Genomic DNA, 22,319 nt, shown 5'->3' on the forward strand with positions numbered 1-22,319 from the left:
CGTCGATTCATCACACCAGCGTCGACGGCAAGCCGAAAATCGCGAAGATCCCTGGATCGAGGAACGCGGTGATGCGCGTGATCCCCCGCGCGGTCACCGTGAGGACCTGGATGGACTCGGCCTCATGGGTTCCGTCCGGGTTGCGCCGGTACGCCGCGAGCGCGGGCTGCCCATTGGCTGAGACCTGGATCGTCCGGTACCTCGCCTCTCCGTCGAGGCACTTGGTCTTCAGGAACGCCAGCAGCATCTCGCGGCCCCGGAACCAGGTGGCGAACGGCGGCATCTCCACCACCGCGTCGGAGACCAGCAGCTCCCGCAGCCCTTCCAGGTCGGCGTTCTCGAACGCCTTGGTGTAGCGGTCGAGCACAGCGCGCACCCCGCTCGGCTCGCTGACCTCCTCCTCGTCCACCAGCGACTCGGCGACCTGTGCCCGCGCCCGCTGCAGCAGGCTGTTGACTGCGGCGGGCGTCGTACCGAGCACCTCGGCGACCTCGGCCGCGGGCCACTCCAGCACCTCACGCATGATCAGGACCGCGCGCTGCCGCGCCGACAGATGCTGCATCGCCGCGACCAGCGCGAGCCGCAGACTTCCCCGCGCCGTGACGACCGCCGCCGGGTCCGCCGGCTCGGCCACGAACAGCGCGTCCGGAACGGGCTCCAGCCAGCTGATCTCGGGCCGTTCCGCCAGCTCGGCGTGCACGTCGTCACTCGGACCGCCCAGCCCCGACGGCAACGGCCTGCGCCCCCGCCGCTCGATCGCCGTCAGGCACCGGTTGGTCGCGATCCTGTAGAGCCAGTTGCGCAGCGACGACCGCCCTTGGAAGCCGTCGAACGACCGCCAGGCGCGCAGATAGGTCTCCTGCACCGCGTCCTCGGCATCGTGAACCGACCCCAGCATCCGGTAGCAGTGCGCCAGCAGCCCCGGCCGGAACGGATCAACGAGCCGGGTGAACTCCTCGTCGGACAACCCCATGCCTGTAGAGACCCACGAGCGCCCACGAAGTCATCGCGCAGCGGCTAACCCACGTGGCCGATGTGAATGTCGCCGTTGTTCTCCGCAAGGACATGGCCGACACGCAGGTCGCCGTCGTTCTCCGCGGCCGTATGGCTGCCGACGTGCAGGGTGCCGTTGGTCGTCGCGGTCGCATGCCCGACGTAGAGGTCACCGTTGGTCGCCGCGAGGGCCACACCGCCGACCGCGATCAAGAGCAGAACGACCATTACGCCCAGCACCGCCGCCAGCGCGATGATCACAACTTGGCCGACTCTCATGGAACGCCCCCTTCTCCTACCTGTAGGGCGTTCCATCCCGTTCCACTCAGGCGATCAGCCGGAGGGCGATCAGCCGGGCGTCGGGCAGTCCTGGTCCTTCAGCTCCTCATAGAAGCCGATCTTCCACTTGATGTGCTCCTGCTGGGCGCGCAGCACCGCGATCTGCTCGTCGATCCGCTGGTCGTGCGACTGCAGCAGGTCCAGCCGCTCCTGAACGGTCTCGTTGCCGCCCCGCGCCAGCTCCGAGTAGCGCAGCATCTCGGCGATCGGCATCCCGGTGTCGCGCAGGCAGCGCAGCATTCCCAGCCACGCCAGGTCGCCGTCGCTGAACACACGCCGCCCGGACGCGTTCCGGGCGATGTCCGACAGCAGCCCGATCTTCTCGTAGTACCGGAGGGTGTCGATGCTGAAGCCGCTCTTCACGGCCGTCTCGCCAGGAGAGTAGGTGCTCACGCCCCCAGCAAATCACCTGGAGTCCACTCCAGGTCAATGCGGCCGGGCGGAGTCGGCCGATCCGGGGGCCACCAGGCCGGACTCGTACGCCAGCACCACGAGCTGGGCGCGGTCGCGCGCCTGCAGCTTGATCATGGCCCGGTTGACGTGGGTCTTCGCCGTCATCGGGCTGATCGCCATGCGGTCGGCGATCTGGTCGTTCGACAGGCCCTGCGCGACCAGGACGACGGCCTCGCGTTCGCGATTGGTCAGCTCGTTCAGCGCGGCCCCGGCGGCCGGGGTGAGCGGCTGCGCGACGTACCGGCCGATCAGCATCCTCGTGATCGACGGCGCCAGCAGAGCATCGCCGCGCGCCGCGACCCGCACCGAGTGCAGGAAGTCGTCCGGCTCGATGTCCTTCACCAGGAACCCGGCGGCCCCGGCGCGCAGCGCGTTGAAGACGTACTCGTCGAGGCCGAAGTTGGTCAGGATCACCACGTGCACCCCGGCCAGCTCCGGATCGGCGGCGATCCGCCGGGTCGCCTCGATGCCGTCCATGACCGGCATCTGGATGTCGACGAGCGCGATGTCGGGCCGGTGCTCCCTGATCAGCTTCAGTCCCGCCCTGCCGTCCGCCGCCTCGGCCACCACCTCAATGTCGTCCTCGGCCTCCAGCAACGCCCGAAACCCGCCCCGCAAAAGCTGCTGGTCATCGACCAGCACAACCCGAATCACGACGCCTCCCCCACGGGCGCCTCAGACGCCTCCCGCACCAGTGGCTCGCCCCGCTCGGACGGCACGCCCCGCTCGGACGGCTTGGACGCCTGGGACGGCTCGGCCAGCGGGAATTCGGCTTGGACGCTGAAGCCGCCTTCGCTGCGGGGCTCGGCGCGGAGGCGGCCGCCGAGGGCGGCGACGCGTTCGCGCATGCCGAGCAGGCCGGTGCCCGGCACGGGGTCGGTGCCCGGCTCGGCCTTGCCGTCGTCGTCGACGCGGATCGTGAGGGTGCCGGGGCGGTAGTCGATCAGGATGAACGCGCTGTCGGCCGCCGCGTGGCGCGCGGTATTGGTGAGGGACTCCTGAACGATCCGGTAGGCGGCCCTGTCCACCTCGACAGGCACGGGCACGTCCGGCCGTTCCCCTTCGATCATCAGGGTCGTCTTCAGGCCCGTGCCGCGGGCGCGTTCCACCAGGTCAGGAACGTGGTCGAGCCCGTGCGACGGCGTACCGCCGGTATTGTCCTCGCGGAGCGTCTCAAGGGTCGCTCGCAGCTCGCGGGTCGCCTCGTGGCTGGCCTCCTGGATGGTCACCAGCGCGTCCGGCACCTGCTCGCCCCTCTTGCGGGCCAGGTGAACGGCAACACCGGCCTGCACCTTGATGATCGAGATCTGGTGGGTGAGCGAGTCGTGCAGCTCCCGCGCGATGTGCAGCCGTTCCTCGCTCGCGCGCAGCCGTGCGGTCTCCTCGCGCGTGCGTTCGGCCTCGTCAGCACGCCGTTCGGCCTGCCGCAACGCCTCGCCGGCGGCACCCGCGGCCACCAGCCACGCGATCTCGACCGCGCCACGCGCCTGCGTGAAGGCTTCGCTGAGGGACGGGTCCGTCGGGGAGATCAGCGCCGCGACCGGGAGGGCGGCCAGCAGCACCACGCTCACCGCCACGGTGACGGTCCGGTGGCCCGCCCGTACGGCCGCGTACACCGCGATCAGGTACGCGACGCCGGGCACATCGAAGCCCGCCGCCTGATACCCCAGCGCGAACACCGCGGTCGCGACCAGCACGACGACCGGCGCCCGGCGTACACCCGCCAGCGCCAGCCCGCTCGCCAACAGCAGCGCATAGCCGAGCACGTCGACCTCGCTGGTGGAACGGTCCTCGACCAGCGCGGTGAACAGCAGCGTCGCCGCCACACCGATCGCGATCAGCCAGTTGCCGCTCCTGGACAGCACGCCGGACAGCGCAGTTCTCACGGGCGTCGCACCTCGACCAGCTCTGATGGGTGCACCTCGACCAGCTCTCACGGACGCACCTCGACCAGCACTGATGGGCGCAACTCGACCAGCCTCATAGCCGCACCCTAACCAGGACTCGCCGCGCGCGACTCCTGCCCGCGGACGAGCGGCCCGCTACCGCACGCGCGGTAGATCCGCCGATTCTGCGGCGCCCGCCGCAGCGCGAAGTGCGTCCGCCAGGCCGACGACCTAAGCGGCGACCGGCGACCACGATCGGGCTCATGAAGGAATCCGAGAATCCCCGTACGGACGGGGCTCTGGCGGGGCTGGCCCGTTTCTGCCACCGGCGGCGCCGGCTGGTCCTGCTGCTGTGGGTCGCGGGCGTGCTCGCCGTGGCGTTCGCCGGCTTCGGCTACGGCGCCGCCTCCGACAACGACTTCTCCGGCGGAGACTCCGGCTCCGCCCACGCCCAGCGCCTGATCGAGAAACATTTCCCCGAACGGCAGGGCGACACCCTCACCCTCGCCATCAAGGCGGACAAGGGCATCGACGACCCCGCCGCCCGGCAGAAGATCGAGAAGGTCGTCGCCGACCTGGACGCCTCGCCCATCACCGGCCCGGTCGCCTCGCCCTACCAGGACAAGGACCTGGTGACGGCGGACCGGCGCATCGCCCGTACGACCATCCCGCTGACCGACAAGGACCCGAAGAACTCCGCGGTCAAGCCGCTGGTGAACACGGTCAAGGACGCCTCGGGCGGCGGCGTCACGCTCGGCCTCGCCGGTGACCTGGCGGAGAAGGCCGAGGTCCCCCAGCAGGGACCGGCCGAGGGCGTCGGCGTCCTGGCCGCGGCCGTCATCCTGTTCATCGCGTTCGGGTCACTCGTGGCGACCGGCCTGCCGATCGTGACCGCGCTGATGGCGATCGTCGGGGGCATCGCTCTCACCAAGCTGGTGGGCTACATCTTCCCCTCGCCCGACTTCACCGTGATCGTCGCCGCGTTGATCGGGCTCGGCGTCGGCATCGACTACGCGCTGTTCATCGTGACCCGCTTCAAGGAGGGCCTCCAGAACGGCGAGGACCCCGAGCACGCCACCGTCACCGCCATCACGACCGCGGGCCGCGCCGTTCTCTTCGCCGGAACGACCGTGGTCATCGCCCTGTTCGGCCTGATCGCCATGAACCAGCGCCTGATGACCGGCGTGGCGATCGCCGCCTCGATCACGGTCCTCATAACAATGATCGCCGCAGTCACGCTGCTCCCCGCGTTCCTGGGCTTCACCGGCCACAGGATCAACAGCCTCCGCCTGCCCCGCCGCCGCAACGGCGCCGTCCCCTCCCTCGAACGCCGCACCCTCGCCGAACGCTGGGCCGGAGCCGTTCACCGCAGGCCATGGGCAGCCGCCGTCCTAGCCACCACAGGCCTGCTGATCCTCGCCGCCCCAACCCTCTCGATGCGCCTGAGCCTCCCCGACGCCAGCGTTCAACCCCACGACCGGAGCAGCTACGTCGCGCACACGATCCTGTCCGAGGGCTTCGGCCCCGGCTACGGCGCGCCCCTGATCTTCACCGCCCAGAACACCGACCTGCGTCCCGTGATCCAGTCGGTCGCCAAGACCAACGGCATCGCCCACGTGACACCGCCCCAGATGAGCCGCGACGGCCAGGCCGCCACCTTCATGGCGTTCCCCACCACCGGCTACCAGGACAAGGCGACCCCCGACCTGGTCCACCGGCTCCGCGCCGACGTACTGCCCAAGAACGTCTACGTAGGCGGCCCGAACGCCGTCACCATCGACTTCTCCGACGACATCGGCTCGCGCCTGCCCCTGATGATCGCCATCGTCATCGCGATGTCCCTGGTCCTCCTGATCGCCCTGGTCCGCTCGGTCACCATCGCGATCCAGGCCGCCGTCCTCAACCTGCTCTCCATCGGCGCCGCCTACGGCGTACTGGTGGCGATCGTCCAATGGGGATGGCTGGGCCACGCGCTCGGCTTCACAACGACCATGCCGGTCACCACCTGGGTGCCGATGATGATGTTCCCGCTCCTGTTCGGCCTGTCCATGGACTACGAGGTCTTCCTGATCTCCCGCGTCCGTGAGGAGTACGAACGCACCGGCGACACCAGAACGGCCGTCACCCGAGGCATGGCACGTACCGCCAAGGTCATCACGGCCGCCGCCGCCATCATGGTCGCCGTCTTCACGACGTCCCTGCTGGGCCCCGACGTCGCCGTCAAGCAGATCGGCCTGGGCATGGCCGTCGCCGTCCTCATCGACGCCACCATCGTCCGCATGATCCTGGTCCCGGCCGTCATGGAACTCTGCGGCAAGGCCAACTGGTGGATGCCCGGCCGCCGTCAACCGAAGACCGCACCCCTGCCGAAGGTCAGCGCAAACGCTTGATCGCCCCGGTCAACGCCCGGAAGTCGGCCACGCTGACCGCCAGCCGTGGCCCTTCCGGGTCCTTACTGTCCCGAATACCGATGAAACTCTGGAGATCAGCAACCTCGACGCAGGTACTGTCTGCCTCTCCGCTGCTGTAACTGCTCTTGCGCCACTGAACGGGGGGAACGTCGTTCACAGGCTCTCCAACTCCTGACGGATTCGCGCCTCCGATGGTCCAAACGAAAGCGCCTCGCCCTTGATCTCTTCCCACCGTACTGCAAGGCGCTGCAGGCGCTCGGGGATCTGAATCATGGTTCCGTTGCCCCCGGTGGCGTCGACGTAGCCGAGTGACCCTCCTTCTGGAAAATCCAGAAGCGTGAACGGGCTCGGCACATGGACGGGCGCGCCCCACGGAACGATTTGCACGGAGACATTCGGCTTCTCGTTGAACTCCAGGAGCCTCGCAAGCTGTGCCTTCATGATCTCCGGACTGCCCACCGGGTTGCGGATCGCGGTTTCCGAGAGCAGGACGAAGATGCGAGGCGGCTCGTCCCGGTCGAGGATCTTCTGGCGGCTCATCCGCGAAGCAACGTCGTGTTCGAGGTCATCCGGTGGTGAAAAGCCGCGCAGAATCTCTCGCGCATAGTCCTCGTGCTGAAAGAGACCAGGCACGTAGAGCGGGTCGTACATGCGAATGTGAGACGCCCGGTCCTCTTCCTTCACGTACTGGACGTACTGCGGCGAGAGCTCCAACTCGGAGATGACGAGAGGATGCAGTCCCGCGAAGAATTCGTCCAGATTATAGAGATCATCGAGGCCCTCTGAGACGTCCATTGTGGGGACTCGGCGGCAGTTCTCGTAATGGCCGTAGAGCTGCGGCGAGACGGTGACGTGGCGGGCCACTTCCTCTTGCTTGAGACCGGCCTTGGTGCGTTCTCGGCGCATGCGGAGCGCGTAATAGCCGAACGGCGACTTGGTGGGGTCGGGGGTTTGTCGATCGGGCATCGGGGGGCCTCCGTTCAGCGTGGAGTGCGGAACCTGTGGCAGAGCGTAGGCCGATCACACGACGATGTCAGGAGATCACCCAAAGCGACGACGGGGCGGGGACCGAGACATGATCGTGGACCCGGCCGAGCGGCCCGAGCTGCTCGCCTGGCTGGCCATCGAGCTGGAGCCGCACGGGCTCCGCCCCAAGATCGTCGGCCCGTGTTCGGGGCCGGTGCTGCGGGTGATCACCCGGCGGTCCGACCGCGTCCGGTTCATCGCGTGCGTGCCCGCGCCGCAGGAACGGACCTGGGCGTGGGTGTGGCCGTTCGGGTGGGCGCTGGTCACCGACCCGCGCGCCATCGCGATGATCGTGGAGGCAATGGACGCATGATGACCTGGACCGTGCTCGGCTCGGCGAGACTGCCGGCCGTCCCCCTGAGCGTGGCCGCCGCGCGCCGGTTCGCCGCGGGGCTGGTCCCCGGCGACGACACGCTGATCCTGCTGGTCAGCGAGTTGGCGACCAACAGCGTGACGCATTCGGACTCGCGGCACGGCGGCGAGTTCACGCTGACGCTGTACGACGTCGGCGGCGGCACGATCCGTACCGAGGTGGTGGACGCCGGGGGCTCCACGCTGCCCAGCCGGTGCGAGACCGACGAGCTGTCGACGTGCGGGCGAGGGATGATCCTCATCGAGGATCTGGCCGCACGTTCGGGGTTCTTCGTCGACGACGCGGGGGGGGCTCCATACGTGGTTCGAGCTGTGATCAACCGGCGGTCGCGTCCGGGCGTTGCGGCGGGCACTCGCCGCCGGGTTTCGTCGCCAGTTCGTAGTGCCACATCTCGTTGGCGTAGGTCTGACAGAGCCCGAACGCGGCGCCGTGCCGGCCGAGCCAGCTGTCGGCGTCGGTCGGTCCGATGTCGACGGCTCGGCCTTTCACGTGAGCGGATTTCTCCGGGCTCAGAACGAAACGCTTTGCCTCTTCTCGGCTTCCGTATCGGGTGACGGCCTGCTCCATCAACTCGCGCTGATACCTCTCGCTGCGCCATCCGGAGTTGACGACGAAATGAACGCCATCGCGTTCGGCGTGGGTGGCCGCCTTCTGAAGGGCGGCCAGGAGCGCCTTGTTGAGGTTGCGGATCGCCGGGTGGTTCACGTCAAAAGGCGTCGGCTTGTGCGCGTCGTCTATGCGTCCGTCGTCCTGAGCGGTGGACGCGCTGGGAAACGTTGAGGCGCCCGTGGAACTCATCGAGCAGGCCGTGAGCGCCAGCCCTGCGGCAACGGTCAATGCGGGAACGAAGCTGCGTGATCTCATGGCCTCTAATGCACCGCAGGCGATGTTGCGAGGCCGTATGGATTTCCGCATACGTTTTCGATATAGAACCCCGCATAACATGAATCCCATGCGGGTGCTCATCGTCGAGGACGAGATCTATATGGCGGAGGCGATCCAGGCGGGGCTGCGCCTGGAGGCGATCGCCGCCGACATCGCGGGCGACGGCGACGCCGCGCTCGAACGCCTCGGTGTCACCGGCTACGACGTGGTCGTGCTCGACCGCGACCTCCCCGGCGTGCACGGCGACGAGGTCTGCCGAACGATCGTCGCCCGAGGCCTCGGCTGCCGCGTCCTCATGCTCACCGCCGCGGGCGACCTCGCCGACAAGATCACCGGCTTCGAGCTCGGCGCGGACGACTACCTGACCAAGCCGTTCGACCTCCCCGAACTGGTCGTCCGCCTGCGTTCGCTGGCCCGCCGTCCCGCGCAGGGCGCTCCGCCGGTGCTGGAGCACGCGGGGATCACCCTCGACCCGTTCCGCCGCGAGGTCTACCGCGCGGGCCGGCACGTCTCGCTCAGCCGCAAGCAGTTCGCCGTCCTGGAGATCCTCATGACCGCCCGCGGCGGCGTGGTCAGCGCCGAGACCCTGCTGGAACGGGCCTGGGACGAGAACGCCGACCCGTTCACCAACGCCATCCGGATCACGATCTCGGCCCTGCGCAGCCGCCTCGGCGCCCCGGCTGTGATCCACACCGTTCCCGGCGTCGGCTACCGGCTGGACGCGCGATGACCGCCCGCCTGCGCCTCACCCTCAGCTACGCCCTCTTCGCCGTCCTCACCGGCGCGGTCATGCTCGCGATCATCTACCTGGCGATGCGCTGGGTGCCGAACTACCCGCTGACCGCCGCCAACCCGCGCGACACCTCGCCCGCGCCGTCCCGGCAGGAGATCCTCGACACCCTCCTGCGCATCTCGGGCTACGCGCTCGGCGCGCTCGCGGTGATCGGGCTGGCGGGCGGCTGGATCATCGCGGGGCGCGTGCTCAGCCCGTTGAAGCAGCTGAACGAGGCCGCCCGCATCGCCGCCGAGGGCTCGCTCGGCCACCGCATCGCCATGACCGGCCGCCGCGACGAGTTCACCGACCTCGCCGACACCTTCGACGCGATGCTCGACCGGCTCCAGCGCTCGTTCGAACGCCAGCAGCGCTTCGCCGCCAACGCCTCCCACGAGCTGCGCACCCCGCTGTCGATCACCCGCACGATGCTGGACGTCGCGGTCGCCGATCCCGGGGGCCAGGACTATGGGCGCCTGACGTCCCGCCTCCAGAAGACCAACCAGCGTTCCATCGAGATCGTCGAGGCGCTGCTCCAGCTGTCCGCCCTGGGCCGTACGCCTTTGTCCCTGGAGCCGACCGACTTGGCCGAGGTGACCGCTGAGGCCCTGGAAACGGTGCGCAAAGAGGCCGAGACCCGGGAAATCACCATCTCCGCAGACCTCGCCCCCGCCCCAGTCCTAGGTGACCCCGCCCTCCTTCGCCAACTGGCGCTCAACCTGCTGGAGAACGCCCTACGCCACAACGTGCCAGGCGGCGCAGTAACAGTCTCGGTCGCCCCATCCCGCCTGACCGTGAGCAATACCGGCCCGCTGATCCCGCCGGACGCCGTCGACGTCTACTTGGAGCCGTTCGCCCGAGGCAAGGCCCGCACCGCAGGCGGCGGGCACGGCCTAGGCCTCACTTTGGTCGCCGACATCATTCAGGCCCACCAAGGCCGTCTGCGCCTGGCCCCCAACCCGACCGGCGGCCTAACCGCCGAGGCGGCGCTCATGGGAGTAGAGGCGATTCGCGAGCCCATCGAGCATCGCCCGTAGCCCCAGTTCGAAGCTGTCCTCTGGCGCCGCGCCGTACTCCTCGGCCGCAGGGCCGTCCAGCCTTTCCCGCAGCCGGGGGAACTCCATCGCCACCTCGCGCGCCTTGGCCATCGTCTCCCCGAGGCTCTTTTCGGCGTCGTTCCCCGCCCGGGTGAGCTTCCGGCTCAGAGCCGCGTTGGCCGACTCCCCCACCGCGTTCCCGAGCACGTACATGAACGTGGCCGCGGAGGCCTGATCGGCCTCGGCCCCCGAGAACCCCGCCGCCTCGTACACCCACAGGCTGTGGTCATCGTGCCGGGCCTTGCCCGGTCCGTAGGAGACCTGCGAGGCGATCGCCTGCACCACCCACGGATGCCGCTTGAACATCGCCAGCAGGCTGGTCGCCATCACCGCGGCGGCCTCTCGCCACCCCACGGCCTCCACGTCGGGCAACGCGATCTCGTTCCACACCTGATCGCTGGCCAGCCGCAGCAGGTTGTCCTTGCTCTTCACATGCCAGTAGACGGCCGTGGCCGCCGAGTCGAGCCGCTGCCCCAAGGCCCGCATGTTGAGCCCCTCAAGCCCCTCCGCATCCAGCAGCTCAATGGCGGTCCCGACGATCTGGTCCTTGGTCAACGTGTCCCGTGGCATGCCGGCCACCCTACTTGCACAAAGTTCAAGAAACCACTTGCACAAAGTTCAAGTGATCACCTAATCTTCACTTGAACAAAGTACAAGTCACCGGAGGAACCCCATGTACGTCATCGCCGCCACCGCCCAACTGCTGGTCGCCGCCTCGTTCCTGAGCATCCCCGCACTCCGCCACCGCTTCGGCGCCTCCACCGCCAAGGCCAACGCCGAGGCCGAACTGACCCGCCAGGGCTTCCCGACCACGGTCCTCGCCGAGAACAAGCTCACCTTCGACGCCTCCGGCCACGAAACAGCCGTCCCCGCCACCGTCGCAGCCCTCATGATCATCGCCGCGGCGTTCAACCTCATCGACCCGCACTGGGGCCAGCTCCTGACCTGGGTCTTCTCCTCCCTGATCCTGCTCGGCAACGCCCTGATCCTCTGGAGCCAGCTCACCGCCGTTCAGTCCGTAGAGAAGGCCTTCCAGCGCAAGGGCGACCCCACCCTCCAGCGCATCGACGTCCGCGCCCTCCTCAAGGCCGCCGAGAGCGGCTTCCCCACCTGGACCCCCACCCTCCAAAAGGCCCGCCACACCACCGTCTTCGCCGCCTCCCTCATCGCCCTCCTCACCGTCACCTTCGCCTGACCCACCCCCGCCCCCGAACGCCGGAGGCAAGGCGTGCTTCCACGAATCCAGCTGGGCGGAGCGGTCTTGACATCGGGTGGATTTCGGCGAAGCACCTCTGGTGTCCTCGATCTATCAAATGGGGTTGATGTATTGTCGGGTTATGGGGTCCTCGGATCCAGCGACACCGGCGTTCCTTCAGCTGGCCGCCCATCCGCTGCGGTGGCGGCTGCTGGCCGAGCTGGGCCAGGGGGATCTGCGGGTCCGCGAGTTGATGGAACGGGTCGGCGAGCCACAGAACCTGGTCTCGTACCACCTGCGCCAGCTGCGTCGTGGGGGCCTGGTCAGCGCTGGCCGCAGCAGCTTTGACGGGCGGGACAGCTACTACCACCTCGATCTTGAACGTTGTGCAAGTGCCCTGACCGGGGTGGGCACGGCCCTCCATCCGGCGCTGGCGAGGGAGCCGGTCTTCGGGGGCTATCGGGCGCCTGTGCTGTTCACGTGCACCGGCAACAGCGCGCGGTCGTTGATCGCTGAGAGTCTCCTTCGCCATCGGACGGGCGGGCGGGTTGAGGTGACCAGCGCCGGCAGCCATCCCAAGCGGGCCGTCAGCGGCAACGCCGTCCGGGTCCTGCGTGAGCGGTACGGGGTGGACGTCGCCGGTCGCAGGCCTCAGCACTTGAACACTGTGCAAGACCGTTCCTTCGGCTACGTGATCAGCCTGTGCGACAAGGTGCGGGAGGCGCAGCCCGCCTTCCCCGGTGACCCCGAGCTCGTCCACTGGAGCATCCCCGAGCCGACTGGCTACCCCGCCTTCGTCCGTACGGCAGCGGAGATCGACACCCGCATCCGCCATCTGCTTCCCGTGCTCGACACCAGGGAGGATTCGTCATGAGCACAGAAGAATTCGCCAGCGTCCGCTACATCGTCGACGACGTGCAGGCGGCCGTGGACTTCTACACGACCCACTTCGGCTTCACGGTCCGCATGAACCGGGCGCCGGGCTTCGCCGACGTGGTCCGCGGGCCGCTCCGCCTGCTGCTGTCGGGCCCCGGCAGCTCCGGATCGCTGGCGACGCCCCCGGGCACGCCCGCCGGGCGCAACCGCATCCACCTCGCCGTCGAGGACCTGGACGCCGAGATCAAGCGGCTCGACCAGGCCGGCGTGCCCTTCCTGGGCGAGGCCGTCTCCGGCCCCGGCGGACGGCAAATCCTGGTCACCGACCCGGCCGGCAACCTGATTGAGATCTTCGAACCCGCCCAAGATCAGGCACAGTGAGGGGTATGAGACTGCTGATGCTGGGCGGCACCCACTTCGTGGGACGAGCCGTCACCGAGGAAGCGCTGGCCAGAGGCTGGCAGGTCACCACGTTCAACCGTGGCCGGACGGAGCCTCCGCCCGGCGTCAGCACGCTCATCGGGGACCGCACCGGCGACCTGTCGGCGCTGGAGAACGGCGAGTGGGACGTCGTCGTCGACACCTGGTCGGGCGCCCCGACCATCGTCCGCGACGCCGCGAACCTCCTGAGCGGCAGGGCCGCCCAGTACATCTACGTCTCCAGCCGCTCGGTCCATCCCTTTCCGACGCCCCCGAACGCGACGGAGGATGCTCCGGTCGTGGACGGGTCGCCTGACGCGGGCGAAGTCGGCTACGCCGAGGACAAGAGAGGCGGGGAGTTGGCCGCCGAGCAGGCCTTCGGCGACCGGGCCCTGTTCGTGCGGGCCGGCCTGATCCTCGGCCCGTACGAGGACATCGGCCGCCTCCCCTGGTGGCTCAACCGGATGGCCCGCGGCGGCCCCGTCCTGGCGCCCGCCCCGGCCGACTCGGGCCTGCAGTACATCGACGTCCGCGACCTCGCCACCTGGACCGTCGACGCCGCCGAACAGAAGCTCGGCGGCCCGTACAACATGGTCAGCACCCCCGGCCACACCACGATGCGCGAGCTCCTGGAGGCCTGCATCAGCGTGACCGGCTCCGACGCCGAGCTGCGCTGGACCGACCCGGACGCCATCCTCGCCGCCGGGGTGGAGCCGTGGAGCAATCTCCCCGTCTGGCTCCCGCAGGGCGAGCTCTACGACACCCTCCACATGGGCAACGTCGACAAGGCCCTCGCCACCGGCCTGCGCTGCCGCCCCGTTCAGGAGACCGTCGCCGACACCTGGGCCTGGCTCCAGACCCTCGGCGGTCAAGCCCCCCAGCGCCCCGACCGACCGCCCGTAGGCCTGGACCCCGACCTGGAAGCCAAGGTCCTGGCCCAGCACAGCTGAGTCACCACGCGTGAGTCGCTTCCACGATGCGTCCCGGCCGGGTCGCGAGTGTGTTCTGGTGATCGCCGCCGAACGGCCCGGCCGGCACGCCGCCCCGGCCGTCGACCAGACCGCCAGGTAGAGCCCGCGACCAACTCCTGCTCCGAGAGAAGGCCCAAACCCGCGAGGACGACGCCCTCACCACTGCCCGCCGATGGTGGAGCACGACGGAACGGTCAAGGTCGTCGGCCTCGACGGCCCGATCCCGTTCATCGACCTGTTCCAGGGCCGAACCGGCTGATCCGCACCTTTGTTGAGCGATTGGACCACACCGCCGGCTATTCTTTTTCCCGGCCCCGAGTCCAACGCCGGCGTGCCGAAAAGCGCGAAGGGCTGGGACCGATTCTCCCGCCGGAACGCTGTGCGCTATTCGGGAACGATCCATGCGCCTTCGCGCATGAGGGTGCGGCCCTTGAGTTCGTTGGCCTCTCGCCAGACTTGGAGGCGCAAGGGGCGCACTCGGTAGTAGTGGTAGGCGTCGCCGTCGGCGCGGGGGTCGAAGCCGGTCTTGGCGGCGAAAGCGTCGCCTTCGCCGGGGGCGAGGTCTGCGGCGGTGAGGCTTTCCACCGTGCCTTCGATGAGGACCACATCGCGAGTAGGGCCCAGGCCTAGGCGGACGATGTTGTTAGCCACCAAGTTGCGGCCTGTCGGGCTGCTCGCGGGGGTGGACAGGAGCAGGGTGCTGCCGTCCCAGAGGAACGAGAGCGGCACCAGGTAGGGGCCGTCGGCATCGGACGAGGCGACCCACAGGTCGATGTCATGCTCCAGGCGGTATAGGGCGTCCTTCTTGCGCTGCTCGGGTGAACGGGGCGCCTCGGCCATGGCGGCACTTCCTTTGATCGACGACTGTGCCGATCCTTCCAGGTCAAGGAGGGATCGGCACAGATCGGCCGGCCGCGGGAGGCCGGGGAAGGCCGCGGGGGCCAGGGAGGCCGCGCAGGGCCGGGTGGCCGCGGGAGGCTCAGGGAGTGGATCAAGCCAGGGTGGCCACCAGGACGGCCTTGATGGTGTGCAGACGGTTCTCTGCCTGGTCGAAGACGATGCTCGCGGGTGAGGTGAAGACCTCGTCGGTGACCTCCAGACCGTTGGTCATGCCGACGTGGGTCATGATCTCGTTTCCGACGGTGGTGCCGGTGTTGTGGAACGCGGGCAGGCAGTGCATGAACTTCACCGAGGAGTTCCCCGCCTTGTCCAGGAGAGCGGCGTTCACCTGGTAGGGAGCCAGGAGCTTGACCCGGTCCGCCCACACGTCCTTGGCCTCACCCATGGAGACCCAGACGTCGGTGTGGATGAAGTCGACCCCGCCTACGGCTTCCTGAGGGTTGTCGGTGATGGTGATGCGGGCGCCCGTACGGGAAGCGATGTCCTCTGCGATCGCGACGACGTCCTTGGGCGGGTGCAGTTCGGCAGGCCCGGCAAGGCGTACGTCGCTGCCCATGATGGCGCCCATGACCAGCAGGGAACGCCCCATGTTGAAGCGGCAGTCCCCCATGAACACGTAGGAGAGCTTGTCGAACGCCTCGCCGCTCGCCTCGTGCATGGTCAGGAAGTCGGCCAGCATCTGGGTGGGGTGCCATTCGTTGGTCAGCCCGTTGTAGACCGGCACTCCCGCATGCAGGGCAAGAGCCTCGACGTCCGCCTGCTCGTTGCCCCTGAACTCGATGGCGTCGTACATGCGGCCCAGGACCGAAGCGGTGTCGGCGACGGTCTCCTTATGGCCGAGCTGCGAACCGGTCGGGTCGAGGTAGGTGACGTGCGCGCCCTGGTCGAACGCGGCGACCTCGAAGGCCGAACGGGTGCGCGTTGAGGTCTTCTCGAAGATGAGGGCGATTTCCTTGCCCGTCAGGCGCGGCACCTCGTTGCCGGCGTACTTGGCCAGCTTGAGCGCCTCGGCCAGCCGCAGAAGGAAGCGCATCTCGTGAGGTTGGAAGTCGATTTCCTTGAGGAAGCTGCGATTGCGCAGGCTGTAGGACATGAGGGACTCCAAAGAGGCCGATCAGCGCGGGCCGGCGCGAGCCGGTGCGGCGGGTGCGGTCAGGGCGGGCCGGTGCCGTCAGCGCGGGCCAGTGCCGTCAGCGCGGGCCAGTGCCGTCAGCGCGGGCCAGTGCCGTCAGCGCGGGCCAGTGCCGTCGGCGCGGTTAGAAGGCGGGGTCGCGTTGGAGGGGGCAGGTCATGCAGTGCGAGCCGCCCCGGCCTCGGCCTAGTTCGAAGCCCTCGATCGGGATGACCTCGATTCCCTCGCGGCGGAGAGCCTCGTTGGTGCCGGTGTTGCGCTCGTAGCCGATGACGACGCCGGGCTCCAGGGCGACGACGTTGTTGCCGTCGTCCCACTGCTCGCGTTCGGCCTCGAACGAGTCGCCGCCGGTCGGCACGACCCGCATCCGTTCGACGCCCAGGGCCTCGGCCATCAGCTCGGGCAGCGGGCGGCGCTGCTCGGCGACGACCAGGTCGTCCGGCGACTCGCCGGGGCGGATCGCCCACGTACGGGCACCGTCCACGACCTGCGGGAACATCGTGACCAGGTCGCGGTCGCACATGGTGATGACCGTGTCGAGGTGCATGTAGCTGCGCGACTTCGGCAGGTGAACGGCCAGGACGAGCTGCGCCGACCCGGCCCGGAACAGCGACCGCGCGATCCACAGCACGGCTTGGGGCGTGGTCCGCTCCCCCATGCCGATCATCACGGCGCCGTTGCCGATCGGCTGGACGTCGCCGCCCTCGACATGGGCGCGGCCCCAGTCCTCGCCCGCGCCGCCGAGCCAGATCGGGAACTTCTCCGAGGCGAACATCGGGTGGAACCCGTAGATCGCCTCCATGATCATCGTCTCGGGCTTGCGGGCGGGCTTGGTCATCGGGTTGAGGGTGACGCCGTCGTAGATCCAGCAGGACGGGTCGCGCTGGAAGAGCAGGTTCGGCAGCGGCGGCAGCAGCATGCCGGCCGGGTCGGCCGACTCCCACTCCAGGCCCAGGTCCTCGGCGACGTCCGCCTTGGTGATCCCGCCGATCAGGAACTCGGCGACCTCGGCCGCCGGCGCCTCGGTCGCCCAGGTGCGGGCGCGGTCGGCCGCTGCGACGCCGACCTCGCGCTCGTTCAGCACGTGGTCGCTGATCCAGCCGCGCGCCTCGGGGTTGGCCAGCGCCTCGGTGAGCAGCCGCTCGGCGAGGTACACCTCGACGCCGCGCTCGCGCATGACCTCGCGGAACGCGTCGTGCTCGGCCTGGGCCCTGCTGACCCACAGGACGTCGTCGAACAGCAGTTCCTCGGCGTTCGACGGGGTGAGGCGGCGGTGCTCCAGGCCGGGCCGGTGCACCATCACCTTCCGCAGCATGCCGACCTCGGAGTTCACGCCGAATGACATGTCGATCTCTCCTCGCTCGTGGCGGGCGCCGCCGCGCGCGGCGGGCGGTCGTGATCGCAGGATCCGGCGGCGCGACCCGGCCACGCCTCACCCCGCATGGGTGAGCCGCGCCCGCAGGTGAACGGGTGATCGTCCGATGAGCGGACGGGCCCACCGGCCCCCGCGGACCTATGGAGGAGAGGCCCGTGCGGATCGTGATCGCGCTCGGCGGCAACGCGCTGCTGCGGCGTTCGGACCCGATGACCACCGAGGTACAGCGCCGGAACGTGCGGATCGCGGCGGAGGCCATCACCCCGCTGGTCGCCGAGCACAGCGTCGTGATCGTGCATGGGAACGGCCCGCAGGTCGGGCTCCTGTCCCTCCAGGCAGAGGCCTACCAGGGCGCCGAGCCCTACCCGCTGGACGTCCTGGACGCCGGAACGCAGGGCATGATCGGCTACCTGATCCAGCAGGAGATGCGGAGCCTGCTCCCGCAGGAGACCCAGGTGGTCACCCTGCTCACCATGATCGCCGTGGACCCGGGCGACCCGGCGTTCGCCGACCCGACCAAGTTCGTCGGCCCGGTCTACGCCAAGGAGGCCGCCGACAAGCTGGCCGCCGAGAAGGACTGGGTGTTCCGGCAGGACGGCCGGGCATGGCGGCGCGTGGTCGCCTCGCCGCGCCCCCGCCGCATCCTGGAGATCCAGCCGATCATGTGGCTGCTGGACCACGGCGCCGTGGTGATCTGCGCGGGCGGCGGCGGCATCCCGACCGTGCTGCCCGCCTCGGGCCCGGCCTCCTCGGGAGCCGGCGAGGTGGTCGGCGTCGAGGCCGTGATCGACAAGGACTTCGCCAGCGAGCTGCTCGCCGAGGACGTCGGCGCCGAGCTGTTCGTGATGGCGACCGACGTGGACGGCGCGTACGTCGACTGGGGCCGCCCCGAGCAGCGCCTGCTGAGCCAGGTGACGCCGGGCGAGCTCGCCGGGTACGACTTCGCCGCCGGCTCGATGGGCCCCAAGGTCGAGGCCGCGTCCCGCTTCGCCGCCAAGACCGGCCGCCGCGCCGCGATCGGCTCGCTGAACGACATCACCGCCATCGTCGAAGGCAAAGCCGGCACGAACGTCGTCCCGGGAGCCCCCGAGGGGTCGGGGGGTGGGCGGTGAGTACGGCTACCAGGGGTGCTGCCTCGTGGCACACGTTGAGTGTTGAGGCGGTGTTGCGGGAGGAGAAGGTCAGCCGGGAGCGCGGGCTTACGTCGGCCGAGGCGGCTGAACGGGCTTCGCAGTACGGGCCGAACGCGTTCACCACGGTTAAGGCGGAGCCTCGGTGGCGGGCGTTCGTGCGGCAGTACGCCGACACGATGCAGATCGTGCTGCTGGTGGCGGGGCTGGGGAGCCTCTACCCGCTCAAGGAGTGGGAGACCGGCATCATGCTGGTGCTCCTGACGCTGTTCAACGCCGTTCTGGGCCTGCGCCAGGAGGGCAAGGCGGCCGCGGCGGTCGCGGCCCTGCAGAAGATGATGATCATCAAGGCGCGGGTGACGCGGGACGGGCGGCTGGAGCAGATCCCGGCCGAGGAGCTGGTCCCCGGCGACGTCGTGTCGATCGAGGCGGGCGACGTCGTTCCGGCGGACGGGCGGCTGCTGCGCGCGGCGACGCTGGAGATCGCCGAGTCCGCGCTCACCGGCGAGAGCCTGCCGGTGACCAAGGGCACCGACCCCGTCCAGGGAGACGACACCCCGCTCGGCGACCGGGCCGACATGGTCTACATGAACACCAACGTCACGCGCGGCTCGGGCGAGTTCGTGGTGACCGCGACCGGGATGGGCACCGAGGTCGGCCACATCTCGGACATGCTGCACGCGGAGAAGGCGGGCAAGACGCCGCTCACCCGGCAGCTCGACCGGCTCACCCGGCAGATCCTCTGGATCGCCGGGGCCGCGCTGATCATCTCGATGGTCCTGAACCTGGCGCGCGGCGACTCGTTCACCGTGGTCTTCACGGCGGCGGTCGCGTTCGCCGTCGGCGCGCTGCCGGAGAACCTGCCCGCGGTGGTCACCACGATCCTGGCGTTCGGTACGCAGACGCTCGCCAGGGCTGGGGCGATCATGAAGCGGCTGCAGTCGACCGAGACGCTCGGCTCGACGTCGGCGATCAACTCCGACAAGACCGGGACGCTCACCCTCAACCAGATGACCGCCGTGCAGATGGCGGTCGTCGGCCGCCGGTACGCGGTGGAGGGCCAGGGCTATGCGACCAGCGGCCAGATCACCCGGGTCGCGGGCCAGGAGCCGATCCCGCTCGACCCGTTCCTGCTGCCGATGGTGCTGGCCGCGGACGCGGTCATCAACGAGGGCGAGCTGATCGGCGACCCGACCGAGGGCGCGCTGGTCGCGCTCGCGGCCAAGGGCGGCGTGGACGCGGTCTCGACCCGGGAGGCCTACCCGCGGATCGCCGAGCTGCCGTTCGACGCCGCCTACAAGCTGATGGCCACGTTCCACCTCATGCGGGACGACGCGGGCGCCGACGTCATCCGCTGCTACGTGAAGGGGGCGCCGGACCAGCTGCTCGCCCGCGCCGCGACCGTGCTGGACGCCGACACCGGGCCGGTGCCCGCCGACGGCGAGTTCCGCGAGCTCTACCTGGCCGAGAACCGCCGCCTCGGCGAGCAGGGCCTGCGCGTGATGGCGACCGCGCGCCGCGACCTCGATCCGGCCACGTTCGACCCCACCGGTGACCTGCTCAGCCTGGTGAACGAGCTGGAACTGCTGTCGCTGGTCGGCATCGTCGACCCGCCGCGTCCCGCCGCCAAGTCGTCCATCGCGACCGCACAGGCGGCGGGCATCCGGATCCGGATGATCACCGGTGACCACGCGGTGACGGCCGCCGCGATCGCCGGGCAGCTCGGCATCGACGGCCAGGTGATCACCGGGGCGGAGTTCGGGGCGATGAGCGACGAGGAGGCGCTGGCCCGCATCGACGACATCGGCGTGATCGCCCGCGTGACGCCCGAGCACAAGGTGCGCCTGGTCGACATGCTGAAGAAGCGCGGCGAGATCGTGGCGATGACCGGCGACGGGGTGAACGACGCGCCCGCGCTCAAGAAGGCCGACATCGGCATCGCGATGGGCATCACCGGCACCGAGGTGACCAAGGAAGCCGCGGTGATGGTGCTGACCGACGACGACTTCTCCACGATCGTCAAGGCGGTCGAGCTCGGCCGTGGGCTCTACGACAACCTGGTGAAGTACGTCCGGTTCCAGATGGGGTGCCTGTTCGGCTTCATCACCGCCTTCCTCGGCGCGAGCATCTTCAACGTCACCGGCGGCGTCCCGTTCCTGCCGCTCCAGACGCTGTGGATCAACTTCACGACGCTGCTGTTCCAGGCGATCGGGCTCGGCTACGGCGAACCCGCCGGCGACCTGATGGAACGCAAGCCCCGCAAACCCGACCAGCCGATCCTGCCGCGCGCGCAGATGACCTGGCTGATCGTGGTCGGCCTGATCATCGGCGCCGGAACGCTCGGCGTCATCGCCTGGGCCGACCACGAGCACGGCCGCGAGGTCGCGCAGACGATGGGCGTGGTCACGTTCTCGCTGTACGCGCTGCTGTTCTCGATCGCGACCAAGGACGAACGCCTCACGGTCTTCTCCCTCGACACCTTCACCGACCGCAAGTTCACGACCTGGACCGGGGTCTCGGTCCTCACGCTCTTCCTGGCCACGTCGCTGACGCCGTTCCAGAAGATCCTCGACACCACCGAACTGAACGCCCGCCAGTGGGTCATCTGCGCGGGCACCGCACTGTCGATCATCGTCGTCGCCGAGCTCCGCAAGGCGATGCTGCGCAGCAGGGAACGAACATGACAGACGACGTGGACACCGCCGCCCGGCCCACCGAGGCCGAGGCGCCGCAACGGTTCGGCCTGACGACGGCGATCGCGCTGATCGTCGGCAGCATCATCGGGGTCGGCGTCTTCAACCTGCCCACCTCGCTCGCCGCCTACGGGCCGATCAGCCTGCTGTCGATGGCGCTCACCACGGTCGGCGCGGTCGTGCTGGCGCTGCTGTTCGCGGCCCTGTCCCGCCGGCTGCCGGCCGACGGCGGGCCGTACGCCTACGCGCGCGTCGCGTTCGGCAACAAGCTCGGCTTCGCGAACGCCTGGTCGTACTGGATCACGGTCTGGGCGGGCAACGCGGCCATCGCGGTCGGGTGGGTGCTGTACGTCGAGCACTTCATCAACAAGGACCACCAGCGCGGCTGGTCGATGCTGCTCGTCCTGGTCGGCCTCTGGATCCCGGCGGCCATCAACCTCTCCGGCGTCAAGAACATGGGCGTGATCCAGGTGTGGACCACGGCCCTCAAGTTCATCGTCCTGGCCTTCATGTCGACCGTCGGGCTGTTCTTCATCTCCACGGCCAACTACACGCCGTGGAACGTCAGCGACGAGGGCGCGGTCGGGGCGGTCGGCGGCGGCATGGCCATCGCCCTGTTCAGCTACCTCGGCGTCGAGACGGCCGCCGTCGCCGCCGCCAAGGTCCGCGACCCCGACCGCAACGTCCCCCGCGCCACCGTCCTGGGAACGCTCGGCACCGCCGTCGTCTACATGCTGTCGCTGACCGCCGTCTTCGGCATCCTGCCGACCAGCAAGCTGGCCGACGCGACCGCCCCGTTCTCCGACGCCGCGAACGAGATCTTCGGCGGTACGTGGGCGGGCGACGTGATGGCGATCGCCGTCATCATCTCCGGCTTCGGGGCGCTGAACGGCTGGACGATGATCTGCGCCGAGATGCCGCTGGCCGCCGCCAAGGACGGCCTCTTCCCCGAACGCTTCAAGAAGATGTCCAAGAACGGCGTGCCCGCGTTCGGGATCATCGCCTCCACCGTGCTCGCCTCGATCGCCATGGTGATCAACTACCTCGGCTCGGGCGGCGCGACCGCGTTCACCACGCTCGTCCTGATGACGGGCATCACCTCGGCGATCCCCTACGGCTTCTCGGCGCTCGCGCAGATCAAGTGGCGCCTGGCCGACCGCCGCGAGCTGGACACCCCGCGCTTCACCCGGGACATGATCGTCGCCGTGGTCTCGCTGATCTTCGCGATCCTGTTCATCTGGTACTCGCGCAACACGGGCCACAAGTTCTGGGTCTATTGGGGCCCGTTCTTCATGGCGGGCGGCGCGCTGCTGCTCGGCATCCCCGTCTACCAGGCACGCCGCGGCAGCATGACCGAGCCACCGCCCGTGCCGCCTCATCGCTGAGCCGGCC

23 protein-coding genes and 1 pseudogene are annotated in these 22,319 nt (G+C 69.3%); 12 read left to right on the top strand and 12 right to left on the bottom strand.

Features of this window, described 5'->3' with window-relative positions; genetic code table 11:
* Window positions 1-10 precede the first annotated feature (10 nt).
* The 5 genes from J4573_RS05115 to J4573_RS05135 all read right to left on the bottom strand — a co-directional run bounded on the left by J4573_RS05115 (window position 11) and on the right by J4573_RS05135 (window position 3,671).
* Entirely contained in the window at window positions 11-973 is a 963-nt protein-coding gene (locus tag J4573_RS05115) for a sigma-70 family RNA polymerase sigma factor (RefSeq protein WP_208254061.1), read from the bottom strand.
* Window positions 974-1,017: 44 nt separating this feature from the next.
* Complete coding sequence (locus J4573_RS05120; protein ID WP_208254062.1) at window positions 1,018-1,272, bottom strand: hypothetical protein; 255 nt, start codon at window positions 1,270-1,272, stop codon at window positions 1,018-1,020.
* 69 nt (window positions 1,273-1,341) lie between these two features.
* The gene (locus tag J4573_RS55155; RefSeq protein ID WP_208254063.1) at window positions 1,342-1,725 is read right to left on the bottom strand and encodes a MerR family transcriptional regulator; all 384 of its coding nucleotides are present in this window, start codon (window positions 1,723-1,725) and stop codon (window positions 1,342-1,344) included.
* Between the two features lie 33 nt (window positions 1,726-1,758).
* Window positions 1,759-2,439, bottom strand: coding sequence for a response regulator (locus J4573_RS05130; protein ID WP_208254064.1), 681 nt, complete (start codon window positions 2,437-2,439; stop codon window positions 1,759-1,761).
* Window positions 2,436-3,671: a sensor histidine kinase gene (locus J4573_RS05135; protein ID WP_307796502.1), complete on the bottom strand. Its 1,236-nt coding sequence runs from the start codon at window positions 3,669-3,671 to the stop codon at window positions 2,436-2,438. Before J4573_RS05135 ends, J4573_RS05130 begins: the two co-directional genes overlap by 4 nt.
* A gap of 263 nt (window positions 3,672-3,934) precedes the next feature.
* Between J4573_RS05135 and J4573_RS05140 the strand changes: the two genes are divergently transcribed.
* Entirely contained in the window at window positions 3,935-6,061 is a 2,127-nt protein-coding gene (locus J4573_RS05140) for an MMPL family transporter (protein WP_208254065.1), read from the top strand.
* On the opposite strand, the gene J4573_RS05145 is transcribed toward J4573_RS05140, so the two are convergent.
* The gene (locus J4573_RS05145) at window positions 6,045-6,239 is read right to left on the bottom strand and encodes a DUF397 domain-containing protein (protein WP_208254066.1); all 195 of its coding nucleotides are present in this window, start codon (window positions 6,237-6,239) and stop codon (window positions 6,045-6,047) included. The genes J4573_RS05140 and J4573_RS05145 overlap by 17 nt on opposite strands.
* Window positions 6,236-7,048: a helix-turn-helix domain-containing protein gene (locus J4573_RS05150; RefSeq protein ID WP_208254067.1), complete on the bottom strand. Its 813-nt coding sequence runs from the start codon at window positions 7,046-7,048 to the stop codon at window positions 6,236-6,238. Before J4573_RS05150 ends, J4573_RS05145 begins: the two co-directional genes overlap by 4 nt.
* 109 nt (window positions 7,049-7,157) lie before the next feature.
* Between J4573_RS05150 and J4573_RS05155 the strand changes: the two genes are divergently transcribed.
* On the top strand, window positions 7,158-7,421 hold the full coding sequence (locus J4573_RS05155) for a hypothetical protein (protein ID WP_208254068.1): 264 nt from the start codon (window positions 7,158-7,160) through the stop codon (window positions 7,419-7,421).
* Window positions 7,421-7,723: pseudogene (locus tag J4573_RS56620) on the top strand (ATP-binding protein); the annotation flags it as partial. The gene J4573_RS05155 and the pseudogene J4573_RS56620, both read left to right, overlap by 1 nt.
* Window positions 7,724-7,796: 73 nt before the next feature.
* On the opposite strand, the gene J4573_RS05160 reads toward J4573_RS56620, so the two are convergent.
* Entirely contained in the window at window positions 7,797-8,345 is a 549-nt protein-coding gene (locus J4573_RS05160) for a M15 family metallopeptidase (RefSeq protein WP_243772482.1), read from the bottom strand.
* A gap of 88 nt (window positions 8,346-8,433) precedes the next feature.
* Here J4573_RS05160 and J4573_RS05165 point away from each other — a divergent pair, with 88 nt between their 5' ends.
* Window positions 8,434-9,096 carry a response regulator transcription factor gene (locus J4573_RS05165; protein ID WP_208254069.1) on the top strand — a complete coding sequence of 221 codons (663 nt, stop codon included), beginning with the start codon at window positions 8,434-8,436 and terminating at the stop codon, window positions 9,094-9,096.
* The gene (locus tag J4573_RS05170) at window positions 9,093-10,175 is read left to right on the top strand and encodes a sensor histidine kinase (RefSeq protein ID WP_208254070.1); all 1,083 of its coding nucleotides are present in this window, start codon (window positions 9,093-9,095) and stop codon (window positions 10,173-10,175) included. The genes J4573_RS05165 and J4573_RS05170 overlap by 4 nt, the downstream gene beginning before the upstream one ends.
* Here J4573_RS05170 and J4573_RS05175 read toward each other — a convergent pair.
* Entirely contained in the window at window positions 10,110-10,805 is a 696-nt protein-coding gene (locus J4573_RS05175) for a TetR/AcrR family transcriptional regulator (protein ID WP_208254071.1), read from the bottom strand. The two genes, J4573_RS05170 and J4573_RS05175, sit on opposite strands and share 66 nt — an antisense overlap.
* Before the next feature lie 103 nt (window positions 10,806-10,908).
* On the opposite strand from J4573_RS05175, the gene J4573_RS05180 reads away from it, so the two are divergent.
* The 4 genes from J4573_RS05180 to J4573_RS05195 all read left to right on the top strand — a co-directional run bounded on the left by J4573_RS05180 (window position 10,909) and on the right by J4573_RS05195 (window position 13,676).
* On the top strand, window positions 10,909-11,430 hold the full coding sequence (locus tag J4573_RS05180) for a hypothetical protein (protein ID WP_208254072.1): 522 nt from the start codon (window positions 10,909-10,911) through the stop codon (window positions 11,428-11,430).
* Between the two features lie 142 nt (window positions 11,431-11,572).
* Window positions 11,573-12,304, top strand: coding sequence for an arsenate reductase/protein-tyrosine-phosphatase family protein (locus J4573_RS05185; protein WP_208254073.1), 732 nt, complete (start codon window positions 11,573-11,575; stop codon window positions 12,302-12,304).
* A complete protein-coding gene (locus J4573_RS05190) occupies window positions 12,301-12,687 on the top strand; it encodes a VOC family protein (protein ID WP_208254074.1) in 387 nt (128 codons plus the stop codon). The genes J4573_RS05185 and J4573_RS05190 overlap by 4 nt, the downstream gene beginning before the upstream one ends.
* A 5-nt stretch (window positions 12,688-12,692) precedes the next feature.
* Window positions 12,693-13,676, top strand: a complete 984-nt coding sequence (locus J4573_RS05195; RefSeq protein WP_208254075.1) for an NAD-dependent epimerase/dehydratase family protein — start codon at window positions 12,693-12,695, stop codon at window positions 13,674-13,676.
* 405 nt (window positions 13,677-14,081) lie between these two features.
* Here the strand turns inward: J4573_RS05195 and J4573_RS05200 are convergent, their stop codons facing one another.
* From J4573_RS05200 to J4573_RS05210, 3 genes are all read right to left on the bottom strand, one after another.
* Complete coding sequence (locus J4573_RS05200; protein ID WP_208254076.1) at window positions 14,082-14,537, bottom strand: pyridoxamine 5'-phosphate oxidase family protein; 456 nt, start codon at window positions 14,535-14,537, stop codon at window positions 14,082-14,084.
* A 151-nt stretch (window positions 14,538-14,688) separates the two neighbouring features.
* Window positions 14,689-15,690: an ornithine carbamoyltransferase gene (gene argF / locus J4573_RS05205; RefSeq protein ID WP_208254077.1), complete on the bottom strand. Its 1,002-nt coding sequence runs from the start codon at window positions 15,688-15,690 to the stop codon at window positions 14,689-14,691.
* 163 nt (window positions 15,691-15,853) lie between these two features.
* Window positions 15,854-17,074 carry an arginine deiminase gene (locus tag J4573_RS05210; protein WP_208254078.1) on the bottom strand — a complete coding sequence of 407 codons (1,221 nt, stop codon included), beginning with the start codon at window positions 17,072-17,074 and terminating at the stop codon, window positions 15,854-15,856.
* 185 nt (window positions 17,075-17,259) lie between these two features.
* Between J4573_RS05210 and arcC the strand changes: the two genes are divergently transcribed.
* Genes arcC through J4573_RS05225 form a run of 3 tightly spaced genes read left to right on the top strand, consistent with a single transcriptional unit; the run spans window position 17,260 to window position 22,312 of the window.
* Complete coding sequence (arcC, locus tag J4573_RS05215) at window positions 17,260-18,216, top strand: carbamate kinase (RefSeq protein WP_307796504.1); 957 nt, start codon at window positions 17,260-17,262, stop codon at window positions 18,214-18,216.
* Complete coding sequence (locus J4573_RS05220; RefSeq protein WP_307796505.1) at window positions 18,213-20,918, top strand: cation-translocating P-type ATPase; 2,706 nt, start codon at window positions 18,213-18,215, stop codon at window positions 20,916-20,918. The genes arcC and J4573_RS05220 overlap by 4 nt, the downstream gene beginning before the upstream one ends.
* Window positions 20,915-22,312: an amino acid permease gene (locus J4573_RS05225; RefSeq protein ID WP_208254081.1), complete on the top strand. Its 1,398-nt coding sequence runs from the start codon at window positions 20,915-20,917 to the stop codon at window positions 22,310-22,312. Before J4573_RS05220 ends, J4573_RS05225 begins: the two co-directional genes overlap by 4 nt.
* The last annotated feature ends 7 nt before the right edge of the window (window positions 22,313-22,319 follow it).

Origin of the sequence: Actinomadura barringtoniae, assembly GCF_017573505.1 — a bacterium.
Taxonomy (GTDB): Bacteria; Actinomycetota; Actinomycetes; order Streptosporangiales; family Streptosporangiaceae; genus Spirillospora; species Spirillospora barringtoniae.

Bases quoted from the DNA above. Each gene is read 5' to 3' on its own strand.
- J4573_RS05120 (WP_208254062.1), bottom strand. From the start codon at position 1,272: ATGAGAGTCGGCCAAGTTGTGATCATCGCGCTGGCGGCGGTGCTGGGC.
- J4573_RS05150 (WP_208254067.1), bottom strand. From the start codon at position 7,048: ATGCCCGATCGACAAACCCCCGACCCCACCAAGTCGCCGTTCGGCTAT.
- J4573_RS05155 (WP_208254068.1), top strand. From the start codon at position 7,158: ATGATCGTGGACCCGGCCGAGCGGCCCGAGCTGCTCGCCTGGCTGGCC.
- J4573_RS05160 (WP_243772482.1), bottom strand. From the start codon at position 8,345: ATGAGATCACGCAGCTTCGTTCCCGCATTGACCGTTGCCGCAGGGCTG.
- J4573_RS05175 (WP_208254071.1), bottom strand. From the start codon at position 10,805: ATGCCACGGGACACGTTGACCAAGGACCAGATCGTCGGGACCGCCATT.
- J4573_RS05170 (WP_208254070.1), top strand. From the start codon at position 9,093: ATGACCGCCCGCCTGCGCCTCACCCTCAGCTACGCCCTCTTCGCCGTC.
- J4573_RS05180 (WP_208254072.1), top strand. From the start codon at position 10,909: ATGTACGTCATCGCCGCCACCGCCCAACTGCTGGTCGCCGCCTCGTTC.
- J4573_RS05200 (WP_208254076.1), bottom strand. From the start codon at position 14,537: ATGGCCGAGGCGCCCCGTTCACCCGAGCAGCGCAAGAAGGACGCCCTA.
- J4573_RS05225 (WP_208254081.1), top strand. From the start codon at position 20,915: ATGACAGACGACGTGGACACCGCCGCCCGGCCCACCGAGGCCGAGGCG.
- argF (WP_208254077.1), bottom strand. From the start codon at position 15,690: ATGTCCTACAGCCTGCGCAATCGCAGCTTCCTCAAGGAAATCGACTTC.
- J4573_RS05115 (WP_208254061.1), bottom strand. From the start codon at position 973: ATGGGGTTGTCCGACGAGGAGTTCACCCGGCTCGTTGATCCGTTCCGG.
- J4573_RS05140 (WP_208254065.1), top strand. From the start codon at position 3,935: ATGAAGGAATCCGAGAATCCCCGTACGGACGGGGCTCTGGCGGGGCTG.
- J4573_RS05185 (WP_208254073.1), top strand. From the start codon at position 11,573: ATGGGGTCCTCGGATCCAGCGACACCGGCGTTCCTTCAGCTGGCCGCC.
- J4573_RS05195 (WP_208254075.1), top strand. From the start codon at position 12,693: ATGAGACTGCTGATGCTGGGCGGCACCCACTTCGTGGGACGAGCCGTC.
- J4573_RS05165 (WP_208254069.1), top strand. From the start codon at position 8,434: ATGCGGGTGCTCATCGTCGAGGACGAGATCTATATGGCGGAGGCGATC.
- J4573_RS05190 (WP_208254074.1), top strand. From the start codon at position 12,301: ATGAGCACAGAAGAATTCGCCAGCGTCCGCTACATCGTCGACGACGTG.
- J4573_RS05210 (WP_208254078.1), bottom strand. From the start codon at position 17,074: ATGTCATTCGGCGTGAACTCCGAGGTCGGCATGCTGCGGAAGGTGATG.